Raw genomic sequence first — 20,631 nt, forward strand, 5'->3', positions numbered from 1 at the left:
ACACCAACACCACATTGATGTCACGCAAAGCGACGAAACGTTACCGGGAAAGGCTCAGTTGATGAAAGCGGTATCCGAATAACCCGATGCGTTGAAGCGGACCTCGCGGAAGGTACACGAGTCCAGAACCACGCCCGTGGTCGGCACCTCGGTCAGCTCGAGGTCAACGAAGGCCACGTGATCATGTGTCTGCCCAGACAGATCCCCGCCGATCTCGGCCAGGGCTCGGACGGTATGGTCGATCGCGGGCGCCGATGGGCCATATTTACGAGCCGGCACGCGGCACCTCCCCCGGCGACCGGTAGCAGGGACCGACCGCACTCGTCGATCAAGATCCGGGCTAAGCCTACCGCCCGCCGCTGAGAGCGTGCTCCACGCCACATAGTCCGTAGCTGATGTTTCCGGCTCAGGGTGACGATGAACACGATCCAGCGGCCGGTATACGGCGGAAAATAGTTAGTGGAGACCGAGGTGCTATCGGGGATAAGGTCTCCGCGGCGCCAACGGGCACCGCTGGGAGTCAAGAGGTTGAGCGGAGAAGGATCGTGAGCAAGGACAGCGCCCGCACAGGGCATGCCAACGAACCGGAACGGCTCGAGGGGCGGCAGAGCTCCCCGCACCGCGTAGTGATCATCGGCTCGGGCTTCGGCGGCCTGTTCACCGCGCAGGCTCTTCGCAAGGCGCCCGTCGAGATCACCCTCGTCGCAAAGACAACCCACCATCTCTTCCAGCCCCTGCTCTACCAGGTGGCCACCGGCATCCTGTCGGAGGGCGAGATCGCCCCGACCACCCGCGAGGTGCTCAGCCGGCAGGAGAACGCCCAGGTCGTCCTGGGCGACGTGACCACGATCGACGTGGCGGCGAAGACCGTCACGTCGCAGCTGCTCGGCCGGACGACGGTCCACCCCTACGACAGCCTCGTGGTCGCCGCCGGCGCCGGGCAGTCGTACTTCGGTAACGACCAGTTCGCCACCCACGCCCCGGGCATGAAGAGCATCGACGACGCCCTCGAGCTGCGCGGCCGGATCTTCGGCATGTTCGAGCTCGCCGAGGGCTCGACCGACCCGGCCGACATCGAGCGGCTGCTGACCTTCGTCATCGTCGGCGCCGGCCCCACCGGCGTGGAGATGGCCGGCCAGATCGCCGAGCTGTCGCGGCGCACGCTGCGGCGCGACTTCCGCAGCATCGACCCGACCAAGGCCCGGGTGATCCTGCTCGACGCCGCTCCCGCCGTGCTCCCGCCCTTCGGAGAGCGGCTCGGCGCGAAGGCCGCCGGCAAGCTGGAGAAGATCGGCGTCGAGATTCAGCTCGGCGCCAAGGTCATCGACGTCGACGCCACCGGCATCGAGGTCGAGGACAGCGACGGCACCCGCCGGCGGATCGACTCGGTCTGCAAGGTCTGGGCCGCCGGCGTCGCCGCGAGCCCACTCGGCAAGCAGCTCGCCGAGCAGACCGGTGCCGGCATCGACCGCGCCGGCCGCGTCGAGGTGCTCCCCGACCTCACCCTCCCGAGCCACCCGGAGATCTACGTCATCGGCGACATGATGAGCCTCAACCGGCTGCCGGGTGTCGCCCAGGTCGCGATCCAGGGCGGCCGGCACGCGGCGAAGGAGATCCGGGCCTGGGTCGCCGGCAAGCAGACCGGGCACCCGTTCAAGTACAACGACAAGGGCAGCATGGCCACCATCTCGCGCTTCAGCGCGGTGGCCAAGATCGGCAACATCCAGTTCAGCGGCTTCTTCGCCTGGCTGGTCTGGCTGGCCGTGCACCTCGTCTACATCATCGGCTTCAAGCACCGCCTGACCACCCTGCTGCACTGGACGGTGAGCTTCATCGGCCGGGGCCGCTCGGAGCGCACGGTCACCCAGCAGCAGATCTTCGCCCGCGCCGCGCTGGAGCGGCTCGGGGAGAACTTCGCCCCGTCGCTGCCGCCCAAGGGCGGCGAGGCACCGTCCTGGACGGGCGCGGCCCGCTCCCAGGTACCCCCTCAGGGCGGGGCCAAGGGTACGGAGAGCCGGGAACCCACCCGAGTCTGACCGCGCCGCCGCACAAGCCGCGTAGGCTGCACGACCACACGACCGCCCGGTCGGGACAAGCCCCCGCCGGGCGGTCGTCGCTGTGCCGCGAGGTGGATGTCGGCGCCGCGAGGCAGGATTTTCAGCCGGCTGCGGCCGGGGCGGGGATCGCCTCGGCCGCCCGGACGAGCAGCTCCCGCAGAGTGACGAGCTCGGCGTCGCTGAACGCGGCAGCGAGCCGCTCCTCGACCGCGAGTGCTGCCGCATCGGCGCGCCGGAACAGCGCATGGCCGGCCCGGGTCAGGCGGGTGACGAGGACCTGCGCGTGGTCGCCGGATGGCTGCCGCTCGATCAGCCCCTTAGCCTCCAGACCGGCCAGCACCACGGCCATCGTCTGCGGCGTGACGTGGCATAGCCGGGCGGCCCGCGCACCGGAGATGCCGGGAGTGGCGGCGATCGCGACCATCGCCGCGTACTGCGGCACGGTGAGGCCGAACGGCCGCAATACCCTGGTCTTCTCTGCGATCAGCACCTGTTCGGCCCGCTTGATCACCAGGCCGAGCCGCTCGGCTCCCGCGTCGACCGGGCGGGATCTGGCAGCCACGGTCCTCACTGCGCCCGCTCGACTCGACTGGGGTGGGCAACCCACGGATGGCCCGAACGGCCACACTGATCCGAGGCTACCGCGGATCGGAGGACCCATGACCGGCATCGTGCCCGGTGGCACCCCCAACGCCCTCGGCACCCCCAACGCCCCAGACACATCCGGCACTCCAGGCGCCGACCCGATCGGCGTGGATGCGGCGCCGGGCACCGTCGGGCTGGCCACCATCCGGCAGCCCGAACCCTCGGCCACCACCTCCAGGGGAGCCGGCGCACCCCCCGGCGGTGCCGATGTTCCGCCGGCCCATCCGACCGACGCCGGCCCGGAGTCCTCCGCCGCGGTCTCGCCCGCACGCGCGTCGTCCGGACCGATCCGATCCGCCGATGCATCCACCCGCACCGACGAGGGCAGCGCCGAGCCACCCAGCGCCATCGCACTGCCCGGAGCGAACGGGTCGTCAAGAGCGAGCGAGCTGCCCGGGGCGATCCGGCTGCCGGACGGTGGCTGGATCCGGCCCCGCGGGCTGCGTCACCCCCCACCGCCGGGACCACTCCCCGATCGCGGCCTCTATCTGGGCAGCGCCCGCCTGCGGCGGGGGCATGACGGTCAGCTGACCTGGCCGCACGAGTGGATCGACTGGCCGGACTTCCTCCTTCCACGTCATCCTGCGACGGCCGCCGCCCGCATCCGCGCGCTGCACGCGCACACGCGGACGTCCGACCGGACCGAGCTCGCCTGCGGCGGCGGGGTCGGCCGCACCGGGACCGCCCTCGCCTGTCTTGCCGTGCTGGCCGGCCTGTCCCCCGCCGACGCCGTCGCCTGGACCACGCGCGCACCATCCACCCGCGTGCTGTCGAGACCCCCTGGCAGCGCCGCTGGATCGAGCGGTTCCCCAACCTCTGACGGATCCCGCAGTCACGCCCCCGCCCCGGCGCGTCACGATCCCTCCAGGGATGATCACGGACCGCGCGGACACCCCGGACCCAACCCGGACTAAACCCGTTGCGATCCCTCCAGGGATGATCACGGACCCATGGTAAAGCTGCAAGTCAGTGGTGCCGCCTGAGCGGTGTGCACCTTGATCATTGATCATTGCAGCGGTCCGGCGGTGATGCAACTGCGCAGGTCAGGGCGTTGATCATTGCGTGGCGGGCGCACCCTCTCCCGGCCCGCGTCTTGGGCCGGGAGTGCGGCGGCGATGGACCCGTTCGGCCAGCACGGGCCCAGGATGACTCACCTCCCGAGAGGTTTCCGCGTCCGATTCCTCTCTTCGGGCGGGCGAGAGCCACGTACAGACCATCAGAGTACTGATATATCTTCGAGTCATGACAGTCATCCCCGCGAGCATCCCCGCGAGCCATCGCGATCTGCTGGAGCGCCCACTGTTCGGGCATCTCGCCACGATCCGGCCGGATGGCACCCCTCAGGTGAACCCGATGTGGGTGCTCTGGGACGGCACGTTCCTGTGGTTCACGAACACCACGACCCGGCAGAAGTACCGCAACGTCACGGCGACGCCGCAGGTGGCGGTGTCCGTCAACGATCCGGAGGCGCCCTACCGGTACCTGGAGATCCGCGGCGTCGTCGAGCGGATCGACCCCGATCCGAACGCCGAGTTCTTCATGCGGCTCGCCGACCGCTATGCGATGAAGCTCGACGGGCCGCCCGCGGATGCGCCGCACCGGGTGGCTTACGCAGTCCGGCCTACCGCGGTCAGTTTCCAGTAACCCGTCCATCGGGAAGGCCGGCGCAGGGTCCGCGGCCTCCCGACGGACGGCTCGGCGCGCAGTCAGGCGGTGACGCCCTCGATCTGGATCCCGTCGAACATGACGGCTCTGGTCATCGGGAGCGTCAGGAAGGCGTGCGGGAAACCGAGCTCGACCGCGCTGGCCTGGTCGAGGCGGGTGAGCTGATCGTCGGTGAACACAACGTCGAGCGCACCCAGGTTGTCGGTGAGCTGGTCGAGGGTGCGGGCACCGATGATCGGCGCGGTCACCGCCGGCCGCCGCAGCGCCCAGGCCAGGGCCACCTGCGACGACGTCACGGCCAGCTCACCGGCGACCCCCGCGACGACGTCGGCGATGCCGAGAGAGCGTTCGGTCAGCGCGCCGCTCGCGGCGGCGACGTTACGGCGTGTTCCCGTCGCGGACGCCTCCCCGGCGCCCACCTCCAGGTCGGCCCGGGAGTACTTGCCGGTGAGCACTCCGCTGGCCAGCGGCGACCACGGGACGACCCCCAGGCCCATCTCCGCGGCCATCGGGATGAGATCGCGTTCCCCGGTCCGCTCGACCAAGCTGTACTCGATCTGCAGGGCGATCAGCGGCGACCAACCGCGTAGATCGGCGATCGCCTGCATCCTGGCCACCTGCCAGGCGGGGGTGTCCGAGATCCCGACGTAGAGCACCTTGCCGGCGCGGACGAGGTCGTCCATCGCCCGCAACACCTCCTCGACGGGAGTGGAACCGTCCCACGCGTGCAGGTAGAGCAGGTCCAGATGATCGGTACGCAGCCGGCGCAGACTCGCCTCGACCGAGCCGACCATGCTCTTGCGGTGGTTCCCGCCGGAGTTCGGGTCGCCGGGCCGCCGGGTGACCGTGTACTTCGTGGCCAGGACGAGCTGTTCTCGCCGGCCGACCGCGAACTCGCCGAACAGGTGCTCCGCAGTGCCGTCGGTGTACTGGTTGGCGGTGTCGAGGAAGTTGCCGCCGCGGTCGACATAGGCGTCGAAGATCCGGCGTGCCTCGTCGGTGTCCGCCCCCCAGCCCCAGTCGGCGCCGAAGGTCATCGTGCCGAGGGCCAGCGGCGAGACGCGCAGGCCGGAGCGGCCGAGCAGGCGGTAGTGGTCGAGGGCAACTGTCACAACGCATTCCTCCGTCTGGGCGGGTTCACGGCCACGGACGTCATGGTTCGAGGCCGCTGTCCACGTTGCGCCCGAGCGGGGACGGCGGGAAGGCAAGATGTTTCCTGGGAAGGTCTCTCCCAGGAAACCGGCGGCCCGGATCCCGAAGATCGCGGAGGTCACGACGAAGATGGACGCTGCACGTGAACTGGCCGTCTTCCTGCGCGACCGCCGCGAGCGGACGTCGCCCGTCGAGGCGGCCGGGCCCGCCGGCCGGCGCCGCTCGCGGCGCACCCCCGGGCTGCGTCGCGAGGAGGTCGCCGAACTGGCCGGCGTGAGCGTCGACTACGTCATCCGCGTGGAGCAGGGCCGCCTGCACCCCTCCTCCAAGGTGCTCGACGCGCTGGCCCTCGCCCTGCGGCTCAGCCCGGACGAGCGGGCCTACCTGTTCGATCTGGCCCGGCTGCGCCCGACTGCGGCGGCGGCCCGAGCACGGGTCGACCACGGTTCCGTCGACGGCACAGGCAACGCGCATCCACTGGCCCGCCTCGTGCATGACCTGTCCCCGCTGCCGGCCATGCTGTTCGACCACCGTTTCGACATCCTCGCCTGGAACCCCGAGATGGCCGGGCTGATGCAGCTCGACTTCGGCGCGCTGCCGGACCGCCAGCGCAACACCCTGTGGCTATGCGTGCTGCATCCCGCCCTGCTGGAGTTCTACCGGGACCGGGAGCAGATCCTGCGCGAGGGGATCGCGGACCTGCGCGCCGCGTGGGGTGCTCATCCCGATGATCCATCGTTGATCCGTCTGGTCGACGACCTGACGACGGGCAGCGCCGAGTTCGCCCGGCTGTGGGCCATGCGTGACGTCCGGGTCAACGGACGCGGGCGCAAGCGGCTGCAGCACGGCCGGTTGGGACCCGTCTGCGTCGAGTTCGAGGTGCTCTGCCCGATGCAGGATCCCGACCAGCGCCTGGTCATCTACCGGGCGGGCGATGCGCCGTCCCGGTCCGCCCTGGAGACGATCGCCCGCGAAGCCTCCCTGAAGCGGAACGCATCCCCAGCGTCGGTTCCCGCCGGCTGAGACTCGTTCCCGACCGCGTTCGCATCCCGCTCACATGCGGCCGTCGCATATTGCTTAGGTCTGCTCATAGGCGGCGAGACCCCGGTCATGCGGGCGGCGTCGGGCCGCCGTCCGCCGGGTGTCCGGACCTGCCCGGCCGTCCCGCCGCGCCGGGTGGGTCCAGCGCCCGGACCAGACGGCACCGCGGGCACTCCGCGCCGGGCCGCAGCGTCGTTTTCAGGCCCTGCCGGGGTTGGCGGCCCCGATGCTCCGGGCACCGCAGGTAGAGAAAATCCGCCTGCACCGGAAGAGGATTTTTCATGGCGACGAAACCTTACCGTTTCCGCCGCATTCCCGGCATTTAATGTTGGCATCGCCGTCGAAGATTCCGTCGGTGTCGATCTCGGCCTGCGGGCGGGTCTGGTAGCGCGTCCCGTTGCAGGACGGGCAGGTCATGAGGCCCAGGACGAGCTGCTCGTCGGGCGGCCGGAAGTACCGGCTCGATCTTTTGCGCTCTCTCGCCACGAGATCGAGAGTGCCCGGCACACCGAACTCCGTCCAGGACGTTCCGGTCGACGGCAAACAGATGAGACAACACGCCGCCCGGCCGTCCCGCGGTTTACTCATTGCACGCCTTACGTCTTTCGTCTGCCGTGCACCGACCTCGGACGAATTTTCCTGACACCGGTTACGGGCAGCCCGGCGGACCCGCTGGGAGGCCCCGCGAGGGCCCGGCGAGCCAGGGGGGAAGTTCGCGTTCGTCCCGGTCTCATACGATGACCGATTGACCGATCAGATCCATCACGACAGCCGCCGCGCGGTACGAAAATCCCGCCTGGCGATTCGGTACCTCCGGCCGTCCCGGCCCGTGCCCGCCACCCGGCGGCGCGGGCGCGCAGCGGCGCCGCGGGCGCCGGGAGAAGGACGAGGCAGGATGATCGACGGCGACCCCCGCACACGGACCGACGCCCACGTACGCACCAACCGGGCGCGGTGGAACGAGATCTCCGACGACTACCAGCGGGTGAACGCCCCGCAGATCCGCCGGCAGGCGTTCACCGGCGACATCTCCTGGGGGCTGTGGGCCATTCCGGAGTCCAGCCTCGACGTGTTGGGCGAGGTCGCCGGGCGGGATGTGCTGGAGATGGGGTGCGGCGGGGGGCAGTGGTCGACGGCGCTGGTTCGCCGGGGCGCCCGCGCCGTCGGGCTCGACCTGTCGGAGCGGCAGCTGCTACACAGCCGCAAGCTCGCCGCGGACACCGGGTTGGCCTTCCCGCTGGTGCAGGCGAGCGCGGAGTCGGTGCCCTTCGCCGACGAGTCGTTCGACATCGTCTTCGCCGATCACGGCGCGTTCTCCTTCGCCGACCCGATGCGAGCGATGCCGGAAGCGGCGCGGGTGCTGCGACCGGGTGGCCTGCTGGCGTTCAGCCACGTCAGCCCGATCTACGAGATCACCGTGCGGCCGGGCCGGGACACCCCCGGTACCCGGCTGACCCGGGACTACTTCGCGCTGCGCCTGCTGACCGAAGCGGACGGCCTGGTCAGCGCGAACCTGCCCTACGGCACGTGGATAAGGCTGTTCCGGGACTGCGGGCTGATCATCGAGGATCTGCTGGAGCCCCGCCCGTCGGCGCCGGTATACGCGGGCGAGCAGGTGTACGACGTGGAGGCCGCGGACGGTTCAACCCGGGACCGCGCCGAGCAGCCCGAGCGGGCCGACGAGGCATGGACCCGGCGGTGGCCGTCCGAGTGCATCTGGCGCCTGCGCAAACCGGCGCTTTGACCGAGCCGGGCGGGATCGACGCCGACGGGATCGAGCCCGAACTGCTGGCCGGCATGGCACGGCTGGCCCGGCGGCTGCGCCCGGACGGGGCGGGCGGGCCGCTCACCGTGGTGTCGCGCCGGGACGACCGGCTGATCGTGCGCTGCGGCACGGTGGTGCTCAAGGCGCACGTCCCCACCGCCGACCCGGCGCACCTGGCCGCCCGGCTGCACTTCGCCGCCCGGCCCACGCCACACCCGGTGCTGCTCGCCCCGCTGGAACTGCCGCCCGGGCCGGGGACCTACACGGTCCGGATCGGCGCCCATCAGGTCAGCGCCTGGCCCGCGGGAGCCTCGCTGGGAACGCAGGACGCCGACGCCGCGCCCTGGGAGCAGACCGCGGCGCTGCTGGCCCGGCTGCACCGCGACCCGGTCGGCCGCCCCGAGCTGGCCACACTGCCCCCGGCCACCGTGCTGCGCCGGCTCGTCGACCGGGTCGGCCGGTTGCGCCGCCACGCCGCGCACCCGCTGGCCGCACCGGTGCTCGCGGCCTGGGCGACGCTGAGCGAGACGTCGCCGCCCTCGCCGCCGCCCGCGGTCCGTCCCGGCCGGCCGGCCACCGTCATCCACGGCGACTGGCACTTCGGACAGCTCGTCGCCCTGCCCGAGATCGGCTGGCGGTTCATCGACGTGGACGACCTCGGGCTCGGCGACCCGGCCTGGGACCTGGCCAGACCCGCGGCCTGGTTCGCCGCGGGCCTGTTGCCGGTGCAGCTGTGGGCGCGCTTCCTCGACACCTACACGGAGTCCGGCGGCCCGGCGGTGACGGACCGGGACGATCCATGGCCGGCGCTCGACCTGCCCGCGCGGGCCCTCACCGTGGAGTACGCCGCCACCGCCCTCGTCGACCACCTCGACGCCCGCCACCGCGATGCGGATGCCCGCCCAGCCGATCGTCCGGACGCCCACCATGCCCATACCGGCCTGGACGAGGTCTGCCTGGCCTTCGTCGACGCCTGCGCCCGCATCGCGGGGACCGCCGGCGACGCGTCGCAATCCTGACTGCGCAACGGATGATCTAGTGACGGTCGGTACGCTACCCAACGACGTCGGATGTCTCCCGCACACCGAACGGCAGGTTGCGCCCGTGAGCTACACGCTGCAGTGTCCCAAGTGCCACGCAATGATGCGGACCTACAACCGCAACGGCATCCAGATCGAGCAGTGCGACGGGTGCCGCGGCATCTTCCTGGACTACGGCGAGCTGGAGGCGCTCACCCGCCTGGAGGGGCAGTGGTCTCAGCCCGCCCTGCCCCCGCCCCCGTACGCGCAGCCGGGGCACTACGCCCAGCCCGGCTACGCCCAGCCAGCCTGGGGTCATGGCGGCCATGGCGGCCACCACAAGCACGGCGGCTTCGCCCGGATGCTGTTCTCCACCTGACCGCTCTCCACCTGACCGCGCCCCCGGAATGCGCCCGACCTGACCCGCCCCTCCCGGGAGTGCTCAGGCAGGGCGGGGAGCCAGGAAGCGCCGCACGTCCGCGGCCTCGTCGCGCAGCGCCGCGGCGACCGCCGGCCCCCAGTCCGGCGGGTCGGTGAACGGCGCCAGCTCAACGCGGCCGGCGGGCATCGACCAGGTCCCCGCCGCCTGCCCGTCGACGAGGATCATGGGCCGGAAGATGCCGTTGCTGGTGACGACCCGGCCGGCCGCGCCGACCCAGTCCCGCCCGTTCCAGCCATGCAGGACGGGGTCGAACGGTCCGAGCAGCCGCGGCGCCGGCAGGCCCGGGCCCTCGCCGCGGGGCAGGTCGAGCCGGCCGTCCGGCCGCGTCACCAGCTCGGCGGCGACGGCGGCGAGGCCCCGGCGGGCGTCGCGCAGCGGCAGGCCCACCCAGCGGGCCAGGTCACGATCGTCGGCCGGGCCGTGTCCGGCGAGGTAACGGCGGGCCAGTTCGGCGAGGGCGGCATCCCGGTCGAACGCCCGCGGCGGTGGCCCGAGCCAGTCACGAACCAGCACGTAGGCCTGCTCGCCGCCGACGACGGGTCCGCGCACGACGAGGCCCCGTGTAGAGGCGACGATGAGCAGGTAGATCATGGCCTGCCCGGCCGTGGGAACCCCGGCCGCGTCGACCCGTTCCCGCAGTTCAGCGCGTGACAGGGGGCCTTCGTCGGTGAGGGCGCGTTCGATCCGGGCGACGCCCCGCTCGGCGGCGTCCGGCGAGACGCCCTCCTGCGTCAGCCGGCGCCGGATCTGCGCGGCCATGGCCGGCGCGGTCAGCTCCCGCAGCCACCAGTAGTCCTCGGCCCGCACGAGGTGCAGGGTGCCGCGGTTGAGCCAGGTGACGACCAACGATCGATCGGCGGACAGCGCCCGGTCGACGTCGGCGGCGTGCAACGCACGGCTGCGGGACCGGATCGTCAGCCGCAGGCCGCGGGGATCCTGGGCCTGCACGGCGAGCAGACGCCCGACGACGTCGACGGGATCCAAGGCCGGTGGCCCGGTCAGCCCCTGAGCCGCCAGCCGGGCCGCGACGAGGCCGTCGCCGTCCGCCAGCTGTGCCGCTGTCATCCCACCAGCCTGGCAGCCGGCCTGTCGACAAGGTCACGGCGGTACCCGGTGGTGTTGACTGGTACGTATGCCACTCACCGGAGAGTATGAGCCGAGTACCCAGCAGTGGGTCCGTGACCAGGTCGAGGAATATGAAGGCTCCGGAGGTACGCGGGGCACGACCTTGCGCGACCTGCCGGTCATCATCCTGACCACTCGCGGGGCGAAGTCCGGCAAGATCCGCAAGACGCCGCTGATGCGGGTCGAGCACGACGGCGCCTACGCGGTGGTCGCCTCTCTCGGCGGCGCGCCCAAGCACCCCGTCTGGTACTACAACATCCTCGGCGACCCGCACATCGAGCTCCAGGACGGCCTGGTCCGGCGCGACTACGTCGCCCGTGAGGTCACGGGCAACGAGAAGGCCCAGTGGTGGGAGTACGCCGTGGCCGCGTTCCCGAACTACGCCGACTACCAGCGCAAGACCGAGCGCGAGATCCCGGTCTTCGTGCTCGAACCCACCGCGGACTGACCCGCCCCCGCCGGCCGGCGCACCCGGTGGCTCACGGCGTACGACCACGCCGAGACGCGCCCGGCCGGCGGGACCAACGAGGCCGGCCGGCCCTCGACCCGCCCCGTGATCCCCGCGATCCCCGCGCCGCCGGGCGCGGGGACGGCTCCGCCACCACCGGCGGGAGCTGCGTCGGCGCGCCCAGCAGGTAGGACAACGACACCGCCGCGATGCTCTGCGCAGTCAGCATGGCGACCAGAATGATCACCTGGAATCGGGCGGCGGCGGCCGCCGGGGAGGCGCCACCGAGCAGCGCGCCGACGAACGTCCCGGGCAGCGAGACGAGCCCGACGGTGCGGGTCTTCAAGCGGCGGGACGAGCGCCTCGGCCACGCTGTCCCGGGCGATGTCGGCGACGGCCCGGCGCGGCGTCGCACCGAGCGCCAGCCACGCCTCCACCTCGTCGCGGCGGCGCCGCAACCCGTCGGCGAGCCGGCGGCCGGTCAGTGTGCAGGCCGTCATCGTCCCGCCGACGACGCTGCCGGCGAGGGCGACGAGGTTGCGGACATTCGCCTCCACCGCGCCGGTGGCGAACACCACCCCCAGGGCCACCGACGCCCCCAGCAGGCAGGACACGCCGACCCGGCGGACCGCCGCCGGGAAGCCGACCAGCCGCCGCGACGCCGTCCCCACGGCCGCCACCAGCATGACGGCGAGCACAGCCGCCGCGGTCGCCGGCGCGGCGAACACCCCCCGCAGCGCGAGGCCGATCAGCGCGAGCTGGGCCAGCGCGCGGGCCGAGGCGGTCAGCACATCCCGGCGCCGCGGCACCCGCGCCCAGGCCAGGCAGGCGACCGCCGCAGCGAGCAGCAGCGCGAGCCCCACGACAAGCCGCAGGTTCGCCTCGACGTCCACGACGGCCCCTCTCCCCGTCCCGGACATCGTTCGGTTCTGGTCGCGTCATCGTCCAGCGGTCACAAGGAGCCGAGCAACTCGACCGTGCGAGCCCATTCCGCCGCCCCGGCGATCTGCAGGTTGGCCAGGAGGTGCGTCGCGCCCGCGGCGGCGAGCCGGCCGAGTTCCCGCTCGACCTGCCGCTCGTCGCCGATGATCGCCACCTCCGCCGGGGAGCGGACGCCCTCCCGGTCCAGCATCGCCTGGTAGGACGGGACGGTCCCGAACAGCGCCAGCGTCTCGGCGGCGCGCTCGCGCACCTCGTCCGGGTGGTCGGTGACGCAGACGGGCAGGCCCACGACGATCTCGGGGGCGGGCCGGCCCGCGGCGGCGCGGGTGATCGCCGGAACGATGTGCTCGCCGATGGTCCGCGGCCCCGCCAGCCAGGTCACGGTGCCGTCCGCCACCTCACCGGCGACGCGCAGCATGGCCGGGCCGAGCGCGGCGAGCAGGACCGGCGGCGGCGTGGCCCCGGGCACGCGGGCGGACACGCCGCCGGTGACCGCGGTGACGGTCTCGCCGCGGACGTCGGCCGCTCCCTCGCGCAGCAGTAGGAGCAGCGCCGCCAGGTACTCCCGCAGGCGCAGCGCCGGCCGGTCGAACGGCAGCCCGTACCGTTGCTCCACGGATGCGCGGTGCCCGACGCCGAGGCCGAGGCGCAGCCGGCCGCCGATCGCCGCCTGGGTGGTCTGCACCTGGCTGGACAGCGCGATCGGATGCCGCGGGGGGACGATCGTGACGGCGGTTCCCAGCGTGATGGCCGGAATCTCCCGGCCGATCAGGACGAGCGCGGTCAGCGCGTCGAGACCGTAGCCCTGCCCCAGCCACAGCGACGCCAGGCCGGCGCCGGCCGCCCGGTGGGCGCGCCCGATGAGGTCGTCGACGGCGTTGGGGACGTCCGGAGCGGACAGTTCGAGGGTCAGACCAATCGGGATCATGACAGAAAGATAGTTCGAGAATCCCGAACTATCAAACTGTCTGGCATATGCTGGCGCCGTGCGACGCCTGACCCATCCGGCCACCGCGGATCTCGACCTGACGGTGATCCTGCACGCGCTGGGCGACCCGGTCCGGCTGGAGATCGTCCGCCGCCTGCGAACCCAGCCCGACGTCACCTGCGTCCCGGCGGGCATGGACATCCCGAAGTCGACGCTGTCGAACCACTGGCGGGTCCTGCGCGAGGCAGGCCTGACCTCGACGACCGTCGATGGCCGTCAGCGGCGGATGCGGCTGCGCGCCGCCGACGTCGACAGCCGCTTCCCCGGCCTGCTCGACGCCCTCACCGACCACGACACCCCCACCGACCACGACGCCCGCACCGACCGCGACACCCCCACCGACCGCACTGCCCTGACCGGCCAGGACGCGATGGACCGGCTACTGGCCGGTGCCGGCGACGGCCACTGGGGCGAGCTCACGGCGCTGTTCGCCCCGGATGCGGTCGTGGAGTTCCCCCTCGCCGACCCGGCCGGCCCGCTGCCGCGCCGGCTGCGGGGATGCGTCGAGATCGCCGACCGGCTACGGGATCTCAGCGAGCTCGGGCTGAAGATTGCCGCCCGCGATGCCCGGATGCAGGTCGCCGACGGCGGGGGCGTGGTGACCGAATGCACGCTTCTCGGCCGCCTGCCGGCCGGCCCGGCCTGGCCTCCCCTGCCCGCGGCACTGGTCATCGACTTCCGGGATGGGCTCGTCGCGGCCGTGCGTAGCTACCTCCCCGGCGGGCTGCCGACACCGGAGGTGACAGTCGGACCGGCATCGCGTCCAACGGAACCCGTCCCGACCTCGGCCTCGGCTCCGACCTCGGCCATCAATGATCTTCTCCATTGATCCGAATCGTTCTCATAACCCCAGGTAGTCGCTCACTAAGGACGCGCCGATTAATAACTTCGGTTCTCGATCAAAGAAAGGTGCCGTTGGTCTCGTGGCAAGACCAACATCAAAGACCTAAGTTATTCTCCGGCAGGTCCTAACCCTTCCGGCACCGCACGACCACAATCGCCGCCTGACCGGTTTCCGGCCAGATTGCGGCCAGATCGTGCCGAGGCTTAGTCACGGTTTTAGGGTCGAAAACCGCAATTACACCTCGGCATGATTCCGCGTCCACATGATCACAGAAAGATACGGAGGAAGTGGCGGCCGGTGGGCGCACCGAACCCTGAGTCATCCGATGGGATATGCCGCTGGGGCTATCCCGTCTGACACGCTCGGCTTCGACCTTCTACCATCCGTCGTAGACAGGGACGCGGACGACCGCACGGCGACACGCCCGGCAAGATCGGAAGGGATGGGCGGACGGATGCTTGCGGACGGCGGCGCAGGGCGCCACCGATGATCGACGGACTGGCGGCCGCGTCCATCACCTGCGCGCTCGTGGCCGGGGCGGCCTGTCTGCTGCAGACCTGGCGCGATCGGGCGGTCGGGGTGGGGTTGCTGGCCGCGGCGGGAGTGGTCGAAGCCGTCCTGCTCGCCCAGGTGATCTCGGCGATCGTGATCGTGGCCGGCGGCTCGCACGCCGACCAGCCGACGAACTTCGTGCTGTACCTGGTCGCCTCGGTCGTGGCACTGCCCGTCGGGGTGCGGTGGTCGCTCGGGGACCGTTCCCGCTGGGGCAGCGGGGTCCTCGGCGTCGCGTGCCTCGCCGTCGCCATCATCGTGGTCCGGTTGGGCCAGGTCTGGGAGAGCACAGGTGGATGAGACCTCGACCGGCCCGTCGGCGCCCGTGGCCACGCCCGCCGCGGATCCCGCGAGCCCGGTGACGCGCTCGCAGCGGATCCGTGGCGCCTCGCCGACGGCGGGCGGGCCCGGGCGGATCCTCGTCACGGTCTACGCGATCTTCGCGGTGGCCGCCTGCTCGCGGTCGGTCGTCCAGATCTCCACCGAGTTCGACCACGCCCGGGTGGCCTACCTGCTTTCGGCGTTCGCGGCCGTGGTCTACGTCGTCGCGACGGTGGCGCTGGCCCGTCGCGGCGCGGCCTGGCATCGGGTCGCAGTCGCCGCCTGTGCCACCGAGCTGCTCGGCGTGCTCGCCGTGGGGACGGCGAGCGTCGTGGATTCGGCCGCGTTCCCGGACCAGGCGGTGTGGTCGAACTACGGCAGCGGCTACCTGTTCATCCCGGTGATCCTGCCGATCGTCGGCCTGACCTGGCTGCGCAGGACCGCGTCGCGCGCGCGCGGGACACCGGTCGGCCAACCTCGGAGCCGACGAACACCTGACCGGACGTCCGCCAGGACCGTCATCCCCCAGGCCGGCCATCTCGTAGGTTCGCGGTATGCACACCCTCACCCGGGACGAGGCTGTCGCCCGCGCCAACCTGCTGCGCGTCGACGGCTATGAGATCGAGCTGGACCTGACGGCGGCCCGCACATCGCCGGAGTTCGGCTCGACGACCAGGGTGCGCTTCAGCCTGCGCGAACCGTCGGCGGGCACCGATCCGGGCGTCGACGCGATCGGCGCGACGACCCCGAGCACGACCCCGGCGACGTTCGCCGAGGTCAAGCCGGTGACCGCGCATCTGGTGCGGCTCAACGGCCGGACCCTGGACCCGGCGGCGCTCGACGGCAACCGACTCCCGCTCACCGACCTCGGCCCGTCGAACGAGCTCACGGTGACGGCGACGATGCGCTACTCGAACACGGGTGAGGGGCTGCACCGGTTCACCGATCCCGAGGACGGCGAGGTGTACCTGTACGCCCAGACGTTCCTCGACGACGCCCAGCGGATGTTCGCCTGCTTCGACCAGCCCGACCTCAAGGCACCGGTGCGGCTGACGGTCCTGGCGCCCCCCGACTGGGTGGTGCGGGCCAACGGGGCGGGCCGACAGACCATCCCGGGCCGCTGGGAGTTCACCGAGACCCCGCCGCTGGCCACCTACTTCGTGACGGCGGTCGCCGGGCCATACCACGTCATCGAGGACAGCCACGACGGCATCCCACTCGGCCTGCTCTGCCGCCGCTCGCTCGCACCCTACCTGGACGCCGACGCCGCGGAGATCTTCGACGTCACCCGGGCGTGCCTCGACCGTTACCACGAGCTGTTCGCCGACCGTTACCCGTTCGGCACCTACGACCAGGCGTTCGTCCCCGAGTTCAACGCCGGGGCGATGGAGAACCCAGGCTGCGTGACGTTCCGCGACGAATTCGTGTACCACTCGGCGGTCACCGACACCGAACGCGAGCTGCGCGCCGTCGTCATCGCCCACGAGATGGCGCACATGTGGTTCGGCGACCTGGTCACCATGCGCTGGTGGGACGACCTGTGGCTGAACGAGTCGTTCGCCGAGTACATGGGCTACCGGGTGACCGCCGAGGCGACCCGGTTCACCGAGGCGTGGACCAGCTTCGCCGTCGGCCGCAAGGGCTGGGGCTACGCCGCCGACCAGCGGCCCTCCACCCACCCGGTCGCCCCGCCGGACGTCACGGACACCGCGCTCGCGCTGCTGAACTTCGACGGGATCTCCTACGCCAAGGGCGCCTCCGTGCTGCGCCAGCTCGTCGCCTGGGTGGGTGACGAGGCGTTCCTGACGGGGCTGCGCGCCTACTTCACCAGCAACGCCTACGGCAACGCCACCCTGGCCGACCTGCTGGCCGCGCTGAGCGAGGCGAGCGGGCGTGACCTCGCCGGCTGGGCGGAGCTGTGGCTGCTCCGGGAGCAGGTCAACACCCTGCGCCCGCAGGTCACCCTCGACGCCCAGGGCCACTACCAGCAGGTCGCGGTCGTCCAGACGGCGCCGCAGGCGTATCCGACGCTGCGCCCGCACCGCCTCGGCATCGGCATCTACGGCCTCGCGGACGGCGCCGGCGACGGTGGGGAGACCGACGAGGGCAGGAAGACCGACGAGGGCGACGCCGCACCGATCGAGCTGTTGCGTCGGGTCGAGATCGACCTCGACCCGGCCACGGCGGGCGGGCGCACCGCGGTCACCGCGCTGACCGGCGCCGAGGCCGGCCGGCTGCTGCTGGTCAACGACGGCGACCTGACCTACGCGAAGGTGCGGTTCACCCCGGCGGACCTGGCGGCCCTGCCGGCCGTGCTGCCCCGGGTGGCCGATCCGCTGGCCCGCGCGGTGATCTGGGCAGCGGCGGCCGACGCGACCCGTGACGCGCAGTGGCCCGCGGCCGACTACCTGGTGCTCGCCGCCGCCGCGCTGCCGTCGGAGACCCAGCTCGCCGTCTTCGAGGACGCCCTGCGCTTCGCCCGGGCCACCGCGCTCACCCGCTACCTCACCCCGTCCGCCCGGCCGGCCGCGGGCGCGCGGCTGCACGCCGCCTGCCTGCGGGTGCTGGCGGACGCCGCCCCAGGCAGCGGCCGCCAGTTGTCCGCCGCGCGCGGCGTCATCGGGTGCAGCGGACCGGACGAGGCCGACGCACTCGCCGCCTGGCTCGCCGGGCAGAGCGTGCCCGCCGGGCTGCTCATCGACCCGGAGCTGCGCTGGACGCTGCTGCACCGGCTGGTCGTGCTCGGCCGGGCCGGCGAGGCGGAGATCGCCGCGGAGGGCCGGCGCGACCGCAGCGCCCGCGCCGCCGAACACGCGGCGCGGGCCCGCGCGGCCATCGCGGACGCCGCGGCGAAGGCCCGCGCCTGGGAGCTGATCGTGGCCGACGACAGCGCGTCCGCGCGGCTGATCGGGGCGACCGCCGAGGGCTTCTGGCAGCCCGAGCAGGACGACCTCACCGCCGCGTACGTGTCCCGGTACTTCGGGCAGATGCCGGCGATGACCGCCCGGCGCACCCCGCACGCCGCCCGCCAGATCGCCACCTTCGCCTACCCGCAGTACGCCGTGTCCGCCGGGACGCTGCGGGACGCCGACGCCCTGCTCGACCGGGGCGGCCTCGACCCGGTGCTGCGCCGGGTCATCGTCGACGCGACCGACGAGCTGCGCCGCGCCGTCCGCGCCCGCGCCTGACCCGGCCGGCGCGGGAGAATCCCCCCGCCGACGCGACAAGCGGACCCGGACGGTCCGCAACGAATTTGTCGTCCCGCCGACGATCGCCAGCGTGAACCAAAGCCCTCGGGCATAGTTGCCGCAGAAATGATCGTTCGCGGAACGGGGGCGGCATGGCAGTCGGCGCACAGGCGCCCAGTAAATCGGCCGGCCGGGGCGTGACGACGGCCGGCGTTCTTCTGCTCGGCGCGGTCGTCGCCGTGTCAATGGGCGTGTATGCAAAAGTCCACGACCCCGCCGGCCGGCCCGTGTTCACCCTCGGCTTTTCCAGAATGCTGCCGATGAAGGCCTGGCTGACGACGGCGGCCACTCTTCTGCTGATCGTCCAGCTCATCACGGCGCTGTGGATGTGGGGCCGGCTGCCCGGGGCGGGCCCGGCGCCGTCCTGGGCCGGTGGGCTGCATCGATGGAGCGGCACGGCCGCGTTCGTCCTGACCCTGCCGGTCGCCTTCCACTGCATCTGGGCGCTCGGTTTCGCCGACACCGACACCCGCGTTCTGGTGCACAGCGTCGTCGGCTGCCTCTTCTACGGCGCTTATGCGGCGAAGATGCTCGGCCTGCGGGTGCGGGGGCTGCCCGGCTGGGCACTACCGGTGCTCGGTTCCACGGTTCTGGCATCACTCGTCGTGCTCTGGCTGAGCGCCTCGCTGTGGTTCTTCACTCAGTCCGGAATTCCCCATGTCTGAGCCGACACTCCCGGGCCCGATATCGAGGAAGAGACAATGACTCAGGAAGCGCCGAGCCGGCGGACCATCGTTCCGGGAATCGCGGTGACCGTGGCCGCCGGGGCGGTCGGCTACGTCGTGGCCGATCACAGTGACGCGGCGAAGGCGACGTCCGGGCGGTCCGGCGAGTACGGCCGGACGTCGGCCGCCGCCGGCAGTTCCGGTGGCGCAGGCGCCCCCGGCGGCTCGGGGAGCACCGGCGACTCCAGCGGGAAGGGCGCGGCCTCGGGCGGTTCGGGGGGCACAGCGGCGCCGCTGGCCCGGGTCGGCGACGTGCCTGCGGACGGCGGAATCATCCTCGGCGGCGCCGGCATCGTCCTGACCAGGGACGCCGCCGGCAAGGTCCAGGGCTTCTCGAACGTCTGCACCCACCAGGGCTGCTCGGTGAACGCGGTGTCGAACGGCCGGATCCGCTGCCCGTGCCACGGCAGCGCGTTCGACACCCGCACCGGCCAACCCGTCGCCGGCCCGGCGAAGGCGCCTCTGCCCACCGTCCCGGTCACTGTCCGCGGCGATGAGGTCTTCACCTCCTGACCAGCCCCAGCCGATCAGGCGCACCAACCTGTCCGGCCGGCATTCGCCCAGCCGACTCCAGCCCGGCCACCGGCCGGGCCGCTTCGAGAGGACACGCAGTGGACCCGACAGGGTTGCGGATCGTCGCCCCAGCCGGCGAGAGCGTGCTATCGCCCGACCGCGAGCACGTCGTCGGCCGCGGCCGGGACTGCGACGTCGTCATCGCCGACGGCCGGGTGTCCCGCCGGCACCTGCGGCTCGAGCCCAGCGACGACAGCTGGCTCGCCCGCGACATCAGCTCCAACGGCATCTGGGTCGACGGCACCCGCAGGGTCAGCGTCCCGCTCACCGGCAGCGAGGTCCGGGTGCATCTCGGCGCCGCAAACGGTCCACTCGTCGTGCTGATACCCCCGCCGCCGCCCCGACCTGCCGCCCCACCCGCCGCCCCGGACGTCGCCGATCAGGAAACAGTCCTCGCTGGCGAGGGCACCCGCCAGCCCGCGCGCAGTCTCCTCCCCCACCAGATAGGCCCCCCACCGGAGGCGCCGGCAGCCGGGCATCTGCTGCCCACCCAGGCGGGACCGGTCGACGGGACGGCACGGCAGGCCGGGCGGCGACCACTCGCCGGCTGGCTACACGCGCTACCGACCCTCGTTTGGCTCGCCGCAGCCGGCTTCGCGCTCGGCGCGCTTCTCGCGCTCACCTGACCCCGAGTTCACGTCGCTCCGCGACGGTTTTCGTGTTGTCCGAAGCGTGGCTGCTCGCCGCCTGGATGGCGTATGACGCTGGCCCGATCGGGCTCTCCCGGCCGCAAACAACCGCGCGCTCGCTGCCGAATCCCCCGTTTTATGTTCAAGCGCCGCGCGAACCCGCGCCCCGCGACGGCCGCGCGTGGCCTTGGCGGACATGCTCTCCGGCGCGTTGGCCACCCCGCGCTCCGGCAACCCACGGAGACATGCGGATCTACCATCCCCGCAGTGTTCGGCGGCCCAGCGTCCACCGCCAGTGCCCCTGCGGTGCGGGCCCGCTCCCCCTCGGGAGAACCACCACCAGCCAACAGCGACTCACGACGATTGCCCTACAGTCCGACCATCTGCCGGCGTAACTGGTCAGGTATTTGTTTGATCTTGGGTTAGCTGGTTGCGGGCATCCAGGCGCGG

22 protein-coding genes and 1 pseudogene are annotated in these 20,631 nt (G+C 72.2%); 15 read left to right on the forward strand and 8 right to left on the reverse strand.

Annotated elements, in window-relative coordinates; translation table 11 throughout:
* Window positions 1-54 precede the first annotated feature (54 nt).
* Window positions 55-279, reverse strand: a complete 225-nt coding sequence (locus G6R25_RS10480; RefSeq protein WP_235947982.1) for a hypothetical protein — start codon at window positions 277-279, stop codon at window positions 55-57.
* 266 nt (window positions 280-545) lie between these two features.
* Here G6R25_RS10480 and G6R25_RS10485 point away from each other — a divergent pair, with 266 nt between their 5' ends.
* A complete protein-coding gene (locus tag G6R25_RS10485) occupies window positions 546-2,036 on the forward strand; it encodes an NAD(P)/FAD-dependent oxidoreductase (RefSeq protein ID WP_163552829.1) in 1,491 nt (496 codons plus the stop codon).
* A 121-nt stretch (window positions 2,037-2,157) separates the two neighbouring features.
* On the opposite strand, the gene G6R25_RS10490 is transcribed toward G6R25_RS10485, so the two are convergent.
* Complete coding sequence (locus tag G6R25_RS10490) at window positions 2,158-2,619, reverse strand: MarR family winged helix-turn-helix transcriptional regulator (protein ID WP_235826089.1); 462 nt, start codon at window positions 2,617-2,619, stop codon at window positions 2,158-2,160.
* A gap of 97 nt (window positions 2,620-2,716) precedes the next feature.
* Between G6R25_RS10490 and G6R25_RS26700 the strand changes: the two genes are divergently transcribed.
* Window positions 2,717-3,616 carry a protein-tyrosine phosphatase family protein gene (locus G6R25_RS26700; protein WP_235947985.1) on the forward strand — a complete coding sequence of 300 codons (900 nt, stop codon included), beginning with the start codon at window positions 2,717-2,719 and terminating at the stop codon, window positions 3,614-3,616.
* A 328-nt stretch (window positions 3,617-3,944) separates the two neighbouring features.
* Window positions 3,945-4,346: a PPOX class F420-dependent oxidoreductase gene (locus G6R25_RS10500; protein WP_136448115.1), complete on the forward strand. Its 402-nt coding sequence runs from the start codon at window positions 3,945-3,947 to the stop codon at window positions 4,344-4,346.
* 62 nt (window positions 4,347-4,408) lie between these two features.
* On the opposite strand, the gene G6R25_RS10505 is transcribed toward G6R25_RS10500, so the two are convergent.
* Entirely contained in the window at window positions 4,409-5,479 is a 1,071-nt protein-coding gene (locus G6R25_RS10505) for an aldo/keto reductase (RefSeq protein WP_163552830.1), read from the reverse strand.
* Window positions 5,480-5,648: 169 nt separating this feature from the next.
* Between G6R25_RS10505 and G6R25_RS10510 the strand changes: the two genes are divergently transcribed.
* A complete protein-coding gene (locus G6R25_RS10510) occupies window positions 5,649-6,542 on the forward strand; it encodes a helix-turn-helix domain-containing protein (protein WP_163552831.1) in 894 nt (297 codons plus the stop codon).
* Window positions 6,543-6,839: 297 nt separating this feature from the next.
* Here G6R25_RS10510 and G6R25_RS10515 read toward each other — a convergent pair whose 3' ends face one another.
* A complete protein-coding gene (locus G6R25_RS10515) occupies window positions 6,840-7,067 on the reverse strand; it encodes a hypothetical protein (protein ID WP_163552832.1) in 228 nt (75 codons plus the stop codon).
* Window positions 7,068-7,455: 388 nt separating this feature from the next.
* On the opposite strand from G6R25_RS10515, the gene G6R25_RS10520 reads away from it, so the two are divergent.
* The 3 genes from G6R25_RS10520 (at window position 7,456) to G6R25_RS10530 (ending at window position 9,723) form a co-directional block, all read left to right on the forward strand.
* Window positions 7,456-8,304, forward strand: a complete 849-nt coding sequence (locus G6R25_RS10520) for a class I SAM-dependent methyltransferase (RefSeq protein ID WP_163552833.1) — start codon at window positions 7,456-7,458, stop codon at window positions 8,302-8,304.
* On the forward strand, window positions 8,301-9,344 hold the full coding sequence (locus G6R25_RS10525) for a phosphotransferase family protein (protein WP_205447033.1): 1,044 nt from the start codon (window positions 8,301-8,303) through the stop codon (window positions 9,342-9,344). Before G6R25_RS10520 ends, G6R25_RS10525 begins: the two co-directional genes overlap by 4 nt.
* Before the next feature lie 85 nt (window positions 9,345-9,429).
* Entirely contained in the window at window positions 9,430-9,723 is a 294-nt protein-coding gene (locus G6R25_RS10530; protein WP_163552834.1) for a TFIIB-type zinc ribbon-containing protein, read from the forward strand.
* 63 nt (window positions 9,724-9,786) lie between these two features.
* Here G6R25_RS10530 and G6R25_RS10535 read toward each other — a convergent pair whose 3' ends face one another.
* Entirely contained in the window at window positions 9,787-10,851 is a 1,065-nt protein-coding gene (locus G6R25_RS10535) for a winged helix DNA-binding domain-containing protein (protein ID WP_136449473.1), read from the reverse strand.
* A 67-nt stretch (window positions 10,852-10,918) separates the two neighbouring features.
* Here G6R25_RS10535 and G6R25_RS10540 point away from each other — a divergent pair, with 67 nt between their 5' ends.
* Window positions 10,919-11,359, forward strand: a complete 441-nt coding sequence (locus G6R25_RS10540) for a nitroreductase family deazaflavin-dependent oxidoreductase (RefSeq protein ID WP_163552835.1) — start codon at window positions 10,919-10,921, stop codon at window positions 11,357-11,359.
* A gap of 31 nt (window positions 11,360-11,390) precedes the next feature.
* Here G6R25_RS10540 and G6R25_RS28790 read toward each other — a convergent pair whose 3' ends face one another.
* From G6R25_RS28790 to G6R25_RS10550, 3 genes and pseudogenes are all read right to left on the reverse strand, one after another.
* Entirely contained in the window at window positions 11,391-11,774 is a 384-nt protein-coding gene (locus G6R25_RS28790; RefSeq protein ID WP_268904119.1) for an ABC transporter permease, read from the reverse strand.
* A pseudogene (locus G6R25_RS28795) lies at window positions 11,761-12,279 on the reverse strand (ABC transporter permease); the annotation flags it as partial. The pseudogene G6R25_RS28795 and the gene G6R25_RS28790, both read right to left, overlap by 14 nt.
* 32 nt (window positions 12,280-12,311) lie before the next feature.
* A complete protein-coding gene (locus tag G6R25_RS10550; protein WP_235947988.1) occupies window positions 12,312-13,229 on the reverse strand; it encodes an LLM class F420-dependent oxidoreductase in 918 nt (305 codons plus the stop codon).
* Between the two features lie 58 nt (window positions 13,230-13,287).
* On the opposite strand from G6R25_RS10550, the gene G6R25_RS10555 reads away from it, so the two are divergent.
* The 7 genes from G6R25_RS10555 to G6R25_RS10585 all read left to right on the forward strand — a co-directional run bounded on the left by G6R25_RS10555 (window position 13,288) and on the right by G6R25_RS10585 (window position 20,178).
* Window positions 13,288-14,118: a helix-turn-helix domain-containing protein gene (locus G6R25_RS10555; RefSeq protein WP_163552837.1), complete on the forward strand. Its 831-nt coding sequence runs from the start codon at window positions 13,288-13,290 to the stop codon at window positions 14,116-14,118.
* Between the two features lie 501 nt (window positions 14,119-14,619).
* Window positions 14,620-14,985 carry a hypothetical protein gene (locus G6R25_RS10560; protein WP_163552838.1) on the forward strand — a complete coding sequence of 122 codons (366 nt, stop codon included), beginning with the start codon at window positions 14,620-14,622 and terminating at the stop codon, window positions 14,983-14,985.
* Window positions 14,978-15,625 (forward strand): hypothetical protein, encoded by a 648-nt coding sequence (locus G6R25_RS31390; RefSeq protein ID WP_235947991.1) that lies wholly within the window; start codon window positions 14,978-14,980, stop codon window positions 15,623-15,625. The genes G6R25_RS10560 and G6R25_RS31390 overlap by 8 nt, the downstream gene beginning before the upstream one ends.
* Entirely contained in the window at window positions 15,561-18,194 is a 2,634-nt protein-coding gene (gene pepN, locus G6R25_RS10570) for an aminopeptidase N (protein WP_163552839.1), read from the forward strand. Before G6R25_RS31390 ends, pepN begins: the two co-directional genes overlap by 65 nt.
* A 152-nt stretch (window positions 18,195-18,346) precedes the next feature.
* Complete coding sequence (locus tag G6R25_RS10575) at window positions 18,347-18,919, forward strand: DUF6529 family protein (RefSeq protein WP_163552840.1); 573 nt, start codon at window positions 18,347-18,349, stop codon at window positions 18,917-18,919.
* Between the two features lie 36 nt (window positions 18,920-18,955).
* Complete coding sequence (locus G6R25_RS10580) at window positions 18,956-19,492, forward strand: Rieske (2Fe-2S) protein (protein WP_163552841.1); 537 nt, start codon at window positions 18,956-18,958, stop codon at window positions 19,490-19,492.
* A 98-nt stretch (window positions 19,493-19,590) separates the two neighbouring features.
* Window positions 19,591-20,178 carry an FHA domain-containing protein gene (locus G6R25_RS10585; protein WP_163552842.1) on the forward strand — a complete coding sequence of 196 codons (588 nt, stop codon included), beginning with the start codon at window positions 19,591-19,593 and terminating at the stop codon, window positions 20,176-20,178.
* Window positions 20,179-20,631 lie beyond the last annotated feature (453 nt).

It is taken from the genome of Candidatus Frankia alpina (assembly GCF_902806485.1).
Taxonomy (GTDB): domain Bacteria; phylum Actinomycetota; class Actinomycetes; order Frankiales; family Frankiaceae; genus Frankia; species Frankia alpina.